The sequence below is a fragment of the Psychrobacter glacincola genome, from assembly GCF_904846215.1.
Taxonomy (GTDB): Bacteria; Pseudomonadota; Gammaproteobacteria; order Pseudomonadales; family Moraxellaceae; genus Psychrobacter; species Psychrobacter glacincola.
On record NZ_CAJGZK010000007.1, the window covers coordinates 81,027 to 92,946 of the forward strand.

Sequence of the window (11,920 nt, forward strand, 5' to 3'; positions counted from 1 at the left end):
AAATATAGCATTACATGACTTTAGGAAAGGCTCTTAATGCCAATAATTTTAATGCCAGTGATTTTATGGTCGTTTTACGGTCGTTTTATAAAATTACTTTACCAAAATGCTATCCAGCTCTTTAATAAAACCATGAATACGCTCAGCATTTTTACCCAAATCGCTACCGCCAACCCTTGATTTACTGCGTATATCGACCAGACGCTTGTTACCAGTATCCGTAATACGTACAACGACATCATCTTCAAAACCAAACCACATGGTCGTATCAGTCGCTTCAACAACACCTTCGCTAGTGTCAGTATTTGCTAATTCCCAACCTAAATTTGTGGCGGCTTGTTCGACAGCGTTCACCAATTCAGCTTTTGATTGTAAGTAGCTCAGCGTTTTTAGTTCTGGATAGCCTTGACGTTGTTGCGCGGCAGCTGCTTCACCAGCGTAGGCGATTGGGTTTGGCGCATCAGCACGTAGTGGAGCGATAGCGACAAACTCAGGTGGATTTATCAAATCGGTCGAAATATCATGAATGGGCGGTACGCTTTTGCCCTTGCTCAGCATACTAAGTGGTAATCCAAGAGCAACGGCGGATAACGCAACGGCGATTGCCGCGCTAGCAAGTGTTAGCGTATTGCGCTTGAATATAATTTGTAATGCAAGCAACACAAGCGCTGCAACAGCGGTAAATATGCCATATTTGAACCCTGTAAATACCGTACTTAATTCGATAATGTCATATTTATAAAGCGGCCCTGTCAATACAACTAAAAGAAAAGCAATTAAACTCATGAAACTCACTAAAATTTTCATTAGATTTCTCGCTTATGGTTTATTCAATAACCAAACATGCTCTGTCACTGTCATCTCAGGCGCGGCGTTCAACACTGATGGTTCTCCTTCAAGCTTATGAATATTATAGCGCGCGCTATAGTACTGCTGAATCTGCTCATGACTGATTGAAAAGGGCGGTCCTGCCCATTCGTTTTGGTCGTAATAGAGTGTCAGTAATAACTGAGGAGCATTTTGACTAAGGTCGATTACTTGTTGGCTATATTGCGGACGCAACTCTGTTGGCATGGCAATCAATGCCGCTCTATCATACCCTGCGTCAATGTGACCAATATTATTAGAGTCTAAAGTGAAAATATCAGCAACCCACAACTCTATTGTTTGCTCTAACAATTGCCCTTGATAGCATTTTATATTGGCGTTTTTACTATGTTCTGTGATCGTATAAGCGATAGCTTGTTCAACAAAAAATTCCCGTATTGCTGACTCAACCAATTCAATGCCAACGACACCATAACCTTGGGCTGCTAGCCACACCATATCAATGGATTTACCACATAAAGGGACAAGGACACGGCTACCGGTGGGCAATTCTAGATCTGAAAAGTACTTTATCAATGAGGGATTCACTTCAGACTGATTAAAGCCGATGCGTTTTTCTTGCCAGCGTGTTCGCCAAAATTCTGGATTCATTGATTTAGCCTTTATTTATCAGGATTTATCTTATTTGTTATTATTTCACTTTGAACTCATCATCATAACGTGTTACTAGATACTGTTAAAGCCATTAAAAAGCAGTAAAACTAAGAAAGCCAAATACTTATCTTATAAGCATTTGGCTTTTATGACATTCTAAACTCAGCATTTACGGTAGACAAATGTGCTTTTAGGCAAATTGCCGTTTAATTCACCATATACTGACTGAATTCTTTACGCAGTTTGGCAAGCTTTGGCGGTATCGCAAAGTTACAATAAGCCTGTCCCGGATTACGATTAAAAAAGTCTTGATGTGTGTCTTCTGCTTGATAAAATTCAGCGGCAGGATGTACTTCGGTGACGATACCAATACCCATATCGCGCAGTTTATTAATGGTACGATCGACGGTTGGTTTTTGTGCTTCATCAGTATAGAAGACCACACTACGATATTGGCTGCCAACATCATTGCCTTGACGATCCATCGTGGTGGGATCATGGGTGGCAAAAAATACGTCGAGCAGCACTTCTAATGGGACCGTATTTTCATCAAACTCAACTTTAATGACTTCAACGTGACCGGTATCACCGCCGCAGACCGCTTCATAATTGGCTGATACTGAATCGCCACCCATATAGCCTGATACGACAGACTGTACGCCTTTTACGGATAAAAATACTGATTCGGTACACCAAAAGCAGCCGCCGCCTAATATAATGGTTTGCATAATAATTCCTATTTTTGTTGTCATTTTTTTAGCTATGTAGTATGCGCCAAGCATGTATTACGAATCTAGTTTGCTTAGCGATATACATTTAGCTTAACAGCGCAGTTGACTGCGATAAGTAACAAACAGTAATGTTATAATGGGCTTTTGCTACGCTAAGACGCTCGTTCCTATCAGCTGCTTGTCATCAATAGCGTAAGTCAAAATAATTACATACTTTAAAGTTTAGTTTTATCCCCAAAGAATGAGTCACCCAATGAGCCAAAAGCCTGACACTATTAAACATGATACCCTATTCACTACGCCACTAGATAAGGCGGCGCGCTTTTCATTTGATGAGCAAGTGGTGGCTTGTTTTCCGGATATGATTCGTCGCAGTGTCCCAGGTTATGGTCAGGTCTTGGCGATGTTGCCTATATTTGCTCGTCGTCATTGTAAATATCGACAACAGGGCGATAATGGTCAGCGTGTCAGTCGCATTTATGATTTGGGCTGCTCACTGGGTGCCGCAAGTATGACGTTGGCTGGCGAGTTTGAGCCACAAGATTTGCAAATTAAAGCGATTGATATTTCACCTGCGATGACCAGTGAAGCGACTACTTTGCTGAATGACAATTATCCTAAGCATGACATAGAGGTCATCACTGCGGATATTCGTGATATTGAGCTTGAGCCATGTGATATGGTGATTTTGAATTTAACCTTACAGTTTTTGCCCGCTGCCGATAGAGTGGCGGTACTTGAGAAGATTTATGGCGCATTAAGTGAAGGTGGCATATTGGTATTGACCGAAAAGACGCATGCTTTTGATGAACAATACGATGCGTGGTTGGTTGAGCGTTATTACGATTTTAAACGGGCTAATGGCTATACCGAAATGGAAATCAGCGGAAAACGTAATGCGCTAGAGAACGTCCTGATTACTGATACTTTAGATGAGCATCATGCACGCTTGAGTGACGTTGGCTTTCAGCGTCATCTCACTTGGTTTCAATTTTTAAACTTCATCTCTATTGTGGCATTTAAATAACAGCTACGTTCTTAACGTTAAATGTCAGCCTATCTTTTGATCAACAGAGTAATCCGTTTTTATGCTTAACGACACTATCATCCACGCTGAACGCGAACTATATTTAACCTTACTAGCATGGGCGCAGCAGCAGCCGAATGCTTATGAGTGGCTCAAGCAGTTACCAACTTGGTTAAATGATATAAAAGATAAAGCCAACTACGCTCATGCGCCAGGTTATCAAGCGTCGGTCGCGCGTTTGCCAAACTTAATCGTTGATAATGTGCAGTTAGATAATGATACATTGACAATCAATGCAACATTGACTGACTCTGAGTACAAGCAAGCGACGGCATTATTGAAGCAGCTGATGCCATGGCGCAAAGGACCTTTTCAAATTGGTAATGACGAAGGCAATTCGATATTTATTGATACCGAATGGCACAGTGATTGGAAGTGGCAACGAGTTGCACCGTATTTGAGTCCTCTAAAAGGACGCCGTGTGTTAGATGTAGGCGGCGGCTCTGGCTATCATGGCTGGCGTATGGCAGGCGCGGGTGCTGATACGGTCATCATCATTGACCCATCGTGCTTGTTTTATCATCAGTTTATGGCGATTCGGCATTTTGTAGGTCGCGCCGATGCTGATGCTCATGGCAAAGGCCGTTATCGTACCCACTATATTCCAGTACCGCTAGAAGCACTGCCTGAAAATAGTCAGCTGTTTGATACGGTATTTAGTATGGGCGTGCTCTATCATCGTCAGTCGCCCTTTGAGCATTTACAAAAGCTAAAAGGTCAACTGGTAAAAGGTGGCGAGTTGGTACTTGAGACCTTGGTCATTGATGGCGGTGCCAATACCGTACTGGTGCCGCACGACCGCTACGCTCAGATGAATAACGTGTATTTTTTACCTTCGGTGGCGGCGTTGATTGGCTGGTTAGAGAAAGCTGGTTTTAGCGAGGTGCGCTGCGTCGATGTGGCAGTGACCTCAACCGATGAACAGCGCAAAACTGAATGGATGACTTATCATTCGTTAGCAGATTTCTTAGATTCTAATGATCCAACAAAGACCATTGAAGGCTATCCTGCGCCGATGCGTGCTACTCTAATTGCCAAAAAATGAGTACTATAGTCCGTTCAAAATAAAAGCGATACGATTGTAATAACGTGCTATTGGCTATAATTTTTTCTTGCTTGCTGTACTTACGCAGACAGAGGCTGCAAAAAATTTATAGCCAACAGCACTGTATCGTTTTTAAAATGAATCGACTATAGAAGTGATAAGTCGTCAATAATACTTAGATAAACCAGCGTGTAAATGCCATTTCTAGCAATATCTTTAAGATAAAACCGATAAAACCAGCACCAAGCGCCAAAAACATCCAAAACGTACCGGCGCGACCTGCACCAGACTGTTTTGATAAGTCCCAAATGATAAAGAATAAAAAGGCAATAAAAATGGGCAATAAGATGTAAAGTCCCCAACTGGTAACGGTACTGGCAGCAATAGCAAACATAATTTTATCCTGTATATAAAGGTAGTAAAGTACCACGTTCTCTGTTCGTTATTTTTATGACTTTTGAGTGAAATAATTACGAATAGTTGAATAAGTATTTAAGCGTCACGATATTTAGAGAAAATAGCCAACAAATGGCGTCATTATAACGCGGAATAGGCGAGGTATGAATATGTCACTAAGCTTAGGAAACAGGAACGCTACAATAGCTCTAATATATAAGTTATCTGCACATCATAATAGTCCTCAAACGCCAAATAAACCTTAGATAAGCCCTAGGACTTTGCTATAAATAGGATTTTATCGCTATTTTTGGTACAAATAGTGCAATAGCAGGTAAAGGTTGTTATATTTATAGGTTACTTATCTTTTTGTACTAGTTTATATCCTACCGTTTTTATTATTTATTTATCTGAGTTTATAGTCCTATGTCACAAGCCCAAATCGATACGCTCACCTCACTGTTTGACAGTGCGATTGAAGTCCTCAAAAATGACGGCGAATTACCGGCTGATTGGCAAAATAATAGCCAAATTACGCGTACTAAAGATACTAGCCATGGTGACTTTGCGAGCAATATCGCTCTGACTGCCGCCAAAGCGGCCAAAGCCAATCCGCGCCAAGTGGCTGAAAAAATTGTCAATGCATTGCCTGAGAATCAAGATATCCGCCAAATAGAAATCGCAGGTCCAGGGTTCATCAATGTATTTTTGAACACTGAAGCCAAGTTCGCTGTGTTAGACGACATTTTTAATTTGCAAGATAGCTTTGGCCTAAGCAAGCAGTTCGAAGGCCAAAAAATACAGGTTGAGTTTGTCTCTGCCAATCCAACCTCTAGCTTGCATGTCGGTCATGGACGCGGCGCCGCATTTGGTATGAGCGTATCAAACTTGCTTGAGGCGATTGGCTATGATGTCACGCGTGAGTACTATGTCAATGACGCCGGTCGCCAGATGGATATCTTGGCAACCAGTACCTATTTGCGCTATCTAGAGACCAATGGTGAGACGGTGATCTTCCCCGTCAACGGCTATCAAGGTGACTATGTCAGTGATATTGCTCAAACATTAAAAACGCAGCATACTGATACTTACGTACATCGTTTTGCCAAAATTGCCAAAGGTGTGCCAGAAGATGCGCAGTTTGAAATAAATGCTGATGACGAAAAAGTACTGTTATCAGGTGATAAAGAAGCGCATATTGATGGGCTAATTGCCAATAGTAAAGCTTTGCTTGGTAGTGGCTATGAGCTGTTTTTAAACGCGGCTTTGAGCAGTATTTTGGCTGATATCAAAGACGATCTAAATGACTTCGGTGTGAGCTATGAATGCTGGTTTAGCGAAAGATCAATTGATAGCGAGATTGAGCCAGTCTTACAGATTTTAGAAGATAAGGGCTATCTCTACGAAAAAGACGGCAATATCTGGTTTAAATCAACGGACTTTGGCGATGAAAAAGACCGTGTCGTACGCCGCGCCAATGGTCAAAGTACCTATTTTGCCTCTGATATCGCCTATCATAAAAATAAATTCGATCGCGGTTTTGACAAAGTAGTGAACGTTTGGGGTGCAGACCATCATGGCTATGTACCGCGCGTAAAAGCGGCGTTATTGGCGCTTGGTATCGATGCCGACCGTTTGGATGTGGTGTTGGTGCAGTTTGTCGCATTATGGCGCGGTGATGAAAAAGTACAAATGTCATCACGCTCTGGAAAATTTGTGACCTTACGTGAGCTACGTCACGAAGTCGGCAACGATGCAGCGCGTTTTTATTACGTCGCGCGTAAGCCTGAAGTACACGTTGATTTTGACTTAGAGCTTGCCAAATCGCAAAGTAAAGATAACTTGGTTTATTACATTCAATATGCACATGCCCGCGTTTGCCGTGTGTTAGAAAAACTAGAAGCCAGCGGTTTAAGTGTGGATGATGCGATAGGTGCGGCGCAGCAGGAATTGCTTGTTGCACCAAGCGAAGAGGAGCTCATTAAATTGCTTGCCGCTTATCCTGCTACCTTGATGCGCTCAGCGACAGGTTATGAGCCGCACATCTTGACCAACTATCTTAAAGAGTTGGCGGCATTATTTCATGGTTGGTACGACAGCAATCGTATTTTGCCTGTGAGCCTGACTTCAGGCGAAACACCAAGCGCCGATGAGATGGTGATGATGCAAGCTCGTTTGCGCTTATCTAAAGCAGTACGTCAAGTTATCAGTAATGGGCTTGGTTTATTAGGGCTGTCTGCACCGTCTAGCATGTAATAAAGCTAGCAACTGATAGTAATAATTCGATAATGACAGATAGATTCAGTAGGGAGAATGCGATCCATGTTAGCCAAAAAACCAAGAGGTGCCACTGAAAAGCGCAAAACAAGTAGTGCGTCAGGCTTATTATGGATGTTTGTCGGTGCCGTATTGACACTGATGATTGGGGTGTTTTTATACCTGTCACCATGGTTTAATTTTAGTCCCGCTGATACGGCTGCAGATCCCAATAAGCAAATACAGCAAAGAGTGGATACGGATGCAGACAATGGTGATTATGAGTTCTATGATATTTTACCCAATCAAGAGATGGCAACCGTCCCTGATGAAGAGTTTGATAAGACCGACAGTGACCAATTGGGTGAGATCATAGATTTTGAACCGGATGTGATCGTCAATCAAACTGACAGTACCGTGCCTGGTGCTAATGATGGTACGGGTAATATCTCTGAAGGTACAATAAGTGCACCAAATGCCGGCACTAGCAGTAGTAATGATGATATCGTTATTATTGAAGAAGACGCAACCTATGACGGCACGCCAGCGACAAGCAATACGGGTATGAGTGCAAACAAACCCAATGCTGGTAACGCAAGTATTCAAGCTGCCAAGCCTGCTGCCACGTATATTTTGCAAATTAACAGCTTTGGTGATGCTGATGAAGCTGACCGCCGCCGTGCGCAAGTACTGATGGCAGGTGTCGATGCGAAAGTCGTCAAAAACACGACCGGTAATGGCTTGCCTATTTATCAAGTGATCTCACGCCCGATGACCAGTCGCCAAGCGGTTGCTACTGCGCAGCAGCGCCTACAAAATAACGGTATTGATTCTATTATTGTCGAACAGCGTCGTTAGATTTAAATTTATTTTTTTATAAAAAAGCGTCACAATGACGTTTTTTTTATCCCTTTTTTTTAGTACCTTCTATCAAACTTCATATAAGAGCATAATGATGACTGTCACTAATTCAGAAACTGTACCCGTCGGTATGATGAAAGCATTTTTTCAAAAATACTTTATTGATGCATTTACTGGTATGGCATTAGGGCTTTTTGTCACCCTCATAGCGGGTCTTATCATCTCGCAAATCGGAGGCTGGCTAAATATACCAGCACTCATTGCGGTTGGTAAGCTGGCATCCGTGCTAATGGGCGCAGGTATCGGCGTCGGCATTGCTTATTATCTAAAAGCGCCAACTTTGGTAATGCTTAGCTGCTTAGTCGCTGGTATGCTGGGCGCTCACTCTGAAGCACTAATGGCAGGTAATCTGTTTATTGCGCAAGAAGCAGGTCCTGCCACCTTTGCCGCGTTACCGGGTAATCCGATTGGTGCGTATTTGGCGTCAGTTTTTGCCTATCGTGCTGGTACATGGGTTGCTGGTAAAACTAAGCTTGATATTCTATTGGTGCCTTTGATAGTCTGCGCGGTGGCATTGGCGGTATGTGCGCTACTAAATCCTCCTATCGTTGCCGCAGTCAATGCGATTGGTCAAGGCATTCAAGCAGCAACGACCCTTCAGCCATTATTAATGGGTATTGTTATTGCTGTCGTCGTCGGTATATTGCTGACCATGCCGACATCGAGTGCTGCTATTTGTATTGCAATTGGACTTGGCGGTGTCGCAGGTGGGGCGGCAGTCGTCGGCTGCGCAGCGCATATGATTGGCTTTGCCGTCGCCAGCTTTAAGGATAATGGCATCAGTGGGGTCGTGTCTCAGGGTTTGGGCACCAGTATGCTACAAATCCCTAACGTCCTCAGAAAACCTATCATTTTATTACCTGCTGTCATAGCAAGTGCTATCGTCGGTCCGATAGCAACCGTCGGCTTTGAGCTGGCTTGTACCGCAACAGGCGCCGGTATGGGTACCGCTGGATTGGTCGGCGTGTTTGGTGTGATTGAAGCATCACAAGAGATTATGAGTACCGGTCAGTTATGGACGGCGATTATTTTATTGATGTTTGTATTACCCGCTGTGATTGCTGGACTGGTGGCTTATATGATGCGCCGATTTGGTTGGTTGGTCGATGGCGATATGAAACTGCCTTAGTATCCATTAAAAAACAAAAAGCATTCATTACCTTGATTAAAAAAGCGCTTAAACGCGATAACGTTTAAGCGCTTTTTTAATCAAGATTTTTTATGACAGTTTGCTTGCTATTACTGATTCAATATTAAGTTATTTAGCGGTGATAGCCTTATTAGCAGCATTTTTAGAATGCTTTTTACCTTTGAGTTTACGAGACAGTATATTCATATCATTTAATACCTTGCTATAACGTGATGGGAACACGCGCTGGACCGCATCTATCATTTTGGCGTCACTTCCAATCAAGCAGCGCGGCTGGTTCGTCGCTGCAGCATGCAAAATAATCCAAGCAGCTTCGCTTGCATCAAATTTTAAAAACTTATTAAAGCTACTGATGGATTTACGACCACCACGCATACCGATATCTTTGACGCTGTCGTTACCACGTGCACTATTGGCGATATTGGTTTTAATACCACCAGGATGAATACAGGTTGCTGAAACGCCGCAATGCTGAATATCTAGCTCTTGGCGCAAACTCTCGGTAAAGCCACGTACGGCAAATTTACTGGCGTTGTAGGCGGATTGTGAAGGCTGAGCGGTCAAGCCAAATAGGCTTGAGATATTGACGATATGACCATGTTCTTTAAACTGGCGGGATTTTTTGTTCTTATCATTACTATTGGATTTATTAGCACTAATATCAATTTCGCTTTGTTTAACACTGTTTTTAATCAGTGGTAAAAATGCTTTGGTCCCATAGACGACGCCCCAAAAATTGATATCCATCACCCATTCAAGCTCGCTAATGCTGCTGCCTTCGACCGTGGAGTACAGCGCTACGCCTGCATTATTAAAGATAAAATTCACTTTACCGTGCTCTGCCATGACATTATCAGCCCATGCTTCAACGGCTTTGTTGTCCGAGACATCAAGTACCGTCGTAGTCGCTTTAATATCGTAATTAACGAGCATCTCTTTGGTTTGTATGAGCTGCTCAGCGTTGATATCAGATAATGCCACATGACAGCCCATTTTGGCTAAATGAATGGCAAGCTCGCGACCCATACCAGAGCCTGCACCAGTAATAGCAGCGACATGATTATGGTAATAAGGCGCAATATCAAAGTCGGGATCGACAGAAAAAGGCAAGTGTTGACGTAGGGAGGTTGCTATAGCAAATACGTTATTAAGCATGATGAACAATCCTTTGTTTCATTAATAATATTGGTAGACAATGGTGGTCTACTGGTATTGCTACCTTAGCATGCTTTATGAAAAATACTGATAGCGATTGATAAACGCAGCTGTCATTTTTAAGTATAGTCAGGGAAAAGTAATATCGATACATCAAGTACTGCGGGTATCAATTTTTCTTGCTTGCTGTAGCTAGCCGACAGAGGCTGCAAAAAATCCATACCAGCAGTACCGTAGCGTTTTTGAGATATTTTAACTATATATTAGAGCAAGTAAATAAAGTGAGAACTAAGCAGACATAAAAAAAGCGTCTGGCATAAAATATGCTAGACGCTTTTTCTATAAAGCAAGTAAGACTTTTTAAGCATCTATCGCTATTTGCTCTGAGTCATCGGTAGAGAAGGTGATTTCAGGGATTTTGCCTTCGTTAATCACTTGTTCATCAACGAGTACTGTCTTAGCATTTTTCATAGAAGGCAGCTCATACATCGTCTCAAGAAGGGCATTTTCAACGATAGAGCGCAGTCCACGAGCACCCGTTTTGCGCGCCATGGCTTTTTTGGCAATGGCATCAAGGGCTTCTTTGGTAAACGTAATGTCAGCGCCTTCCATATCAAACAGATACTTATACTGCTTAACCAAAGCGTTTTTTGGCTCCGTCAATATTTGAACCAATGCATCTTCGTCAAGCTCTTGCAGCGCAGCAAGGACAGGAAGACGACCGATGAGCTCTGGGATAAGCCCAAACTTAATCAAATCTTCAGGCTCTACTTGTTGTAGCAGCTCTGAGCTACGTTTACTATCGTCTTTTGAGCTCACATCAGCATTGAAGCCAATGCCTGTTTTTTCAGTACGCTGCTGAATGACTTTATCAAGACCTGCAAATGCACCACCAACAATAATCAAGATATTGCTGGTATCGACTTGGATCAGCTCTTGCTGTGGATGCTTACGACCACCGTGTGGCGGAATAGCAGCAACTGTACCTTCGATAAGCTTTAGCAATGCTTGCTGAACGCCTTCACCAGACACATCACGCGTGATAGAAGGGTTGTCACCTTTTTTGCTGATTTTATCAATCTCATCGATATAGATAATACCTTGCTCAGCTTTGCTTACATCATAATCCGATGCTTGTAGTAGCTTTTGGACGATGTTTTCAACGTCTTCACCGACATAACCTGCTTCGGTCAAAGTCGTCGCATCTGCCATTGCAAAGGGTACATCTAGTAGGCGTGCTAAAGTTTGTGCCAGTAAGGTCTTACCAGAACCGGTCGGACCAATCAGCAAGATATTACTCTTTGCCAATTCTACCATCGCATCATCAGCGCCGATCTTCGCTTTTTTGCTGTCATTGGCTAAAGTTTGACTGACTTTTAAGCGTTTATAATGGTTATAAACCGCAACCGCCAATGCTTTTTTGGCAGCATCCTGTCCAATGACGTATTCATCGAGTTTGGCGCGCAGCTCTTTTGGTGTTGGCAGCTTTTTATTGACCCAAGAAGTATCAATGTCGCTATCGTCATCACCATGGTCATCACTGTCGGCGATAAGGTCAGTACATAGCTCAATACATTCATTACAGATATTGGCATCGTCAGCAGCAATCAGCTGCTTCACTTCACTTTTTTCTTTGCCGCAAAACGAGCAATACGGGATATTATCTTTTGCCATATACAGGCACTCCTAAAATTTTA

11 protein-coding genes are annotated in these 11,920 nt (G+C 42.8%); 5 read left to right on the forward strand and 6 right to left on the reverse strand.

From position 1 onward, the window contains the following. Window positions 1-93 precede the first annotated feature (93 nt). The 3 genes from JMW90_RS06020 to msrA all read right to left on the reverse strand — a co-directional run bounded on the left by JMW90_RS06020 (window position 94) and on the right by msrA (window position 2,210). A complete protein-coding gene (locus JMW90_RS06020) occupies window positions 94-786 on the reverse strand; it encodes a DUF1499 domain-containing protein (RefSeq protein ID WP_265089225.1) in 693 nt (230 codons plus the stop codon). A 33-nt stretch (window positions 787-819) separates the two neighbouring features. Next, window positions 820-1,479, reverse strand: coding sequence for a thiopurine S-methyltransferase (gene tmpT, locus JMW90_RS06025; RefSeq protein WP_201562198.1), 660 nt, complete (start codon window positions 1,477-1,479; stop codon window positions 820-822). Between the two features lie 209 nt (window positions 1,480-1,688). Further along, complete coding sequence (gene msrA / locus JMW90_RS06030; protein ID WP_201562200.1) at window positions 1,689-2,210, reverse strand: peptide-methionine (S)-S-oxide reductase MsrA; 522 nt, start codon at window positions 2,208-2,210, stop codon at window positions 1,689-1,691. A 244-nt stretch (window positions 2,211-2,454) separates the two neighbouring features. Between msrA and cmoA the strand changes: the two genes are divergently transcribed. Together cmoA and cmoB are read left to right on the forward strand one after the other, a co-directional pair. Then, window positions 2,455-3,240 carry a carboxy-S-adenosyl-L-methionine synthase CmoA gene (cmoA, locus tag JMW90_RS06035; RefSeq protein ID WP_201562202.1) on the forward strand — a complete coding sequence of 262 codons (786 nt, stop codon included), beginning with the start codon at window positions 2,455-2,457 and terminating at the stop codon, window positions 3,238-3,240. 61 nt (window positions 3,241-3,301) lie between these two features. Beyond that, window positions 3,302-4,345 carry a tRNA 5-methoxyuridine(34)/uridine 5-oxyacetic acid(34) synthase CmoB gene (gene cmoB / locus JMW90_RS06040; protein WP_201562205.1) on the forward strand — a complete coding sequence of 348 codons (1,044 nt, stop codon included), beginning with the start codon at window positions 3,302-3,304 and terminating at the stop codon, window positions 4,343-4,345. Between the two features lie 175 nt (window positions 4,346-4,520). Here the strand turns inward: cmoB and JMW90_RS06045 are convergent, their stop codons facing one another. Continuing rightward, entirely contained in the window at window positions 4,521-4,739 is a 219-nt protein-coding gene (locus JMW90_RS06045; protein WP_020444359.1) for a DUF2788 domain-containing protein, read from the reverse strand. 428 nt (window positions 4,740-5,167) lie between these two features. Between JMW90_RS06045 and argS the strand changes: the two genes are divergently transcribed. The 3 genes from argS to JMW90_RS06060 all read left to right on the forward strand — a co-directional run bounded on the left by argS (window position 5,168) and on the right by JMW90_RS06060 (window position 9,047). Then, entirely contained in the window at window positions 5,168-6,997 is a 1,830-nt protein-coding gene (gene argS, locus JMW90_RS06050) for an arginine--tRNA ligase (RefSeq protein ID WP_201562208.1), read from the forward strand. Window positions 6,998-7,063: 66 nt separating this feature from the next. Continuing rightward, a complete protein-coding gene (locus JMW90_RS06055) occupies window positions 7,064-7,855 on the forward strand; it encodes an SPOR domain-containing protein (protein WP_201562210.1) in 792 nt (263 codons plus the stop codon). Window positions 7,856-7,949: 94 nt separating this feature from the next. Beyond that, entirely contained in the window at window positions 7,950-9,047 is a 1,098-nt protein-coding gene (locus JMW90_RS06060) for a PTS sugar transporter subunit IIC (RefSeq protein WP_201562212.1), read from the forward strand. Window positions 9,048-9,176: 129 nt separating this feature from the next. Here the strand turns inward: JMW90_RS06060 and JMW90_RS06065 are convergent, their stop codons facing one another. Both JMW90_RS06065 and clpX read right to left on the reverse strand, forming a co-directional pair. Beyond that, window positions 9,177-10,223, reverse strand: coding sequence for an SDR family NAD(P)-dependent oxidoreductase (locus JMW90_RS06065; RefSeq protein ID WP_201562214.1), 1,047 nt, complete (start codon window positions 10,221-10,223; stop codon window positions 9,177-9,179). Between the two features lie 360 nt (window positions 10,224-10,583). Next, window positions 10,584-11,897 carry an ATP-dependent protease ATP-binding subunit ClpX gene (clpX, locus tag JMW90_RS06070; protein ID WP_201562216.1) on the reverse strand — a complete coding sequence of 438 codons (1,314 nt, stop codon included), beginning with the start codon at window positions 11,895-11,897 and terminating at the stop codon, window positions 10,584-10,586. Window positions 11,898-11,920 lie beyond the last annotated feature (23 nt).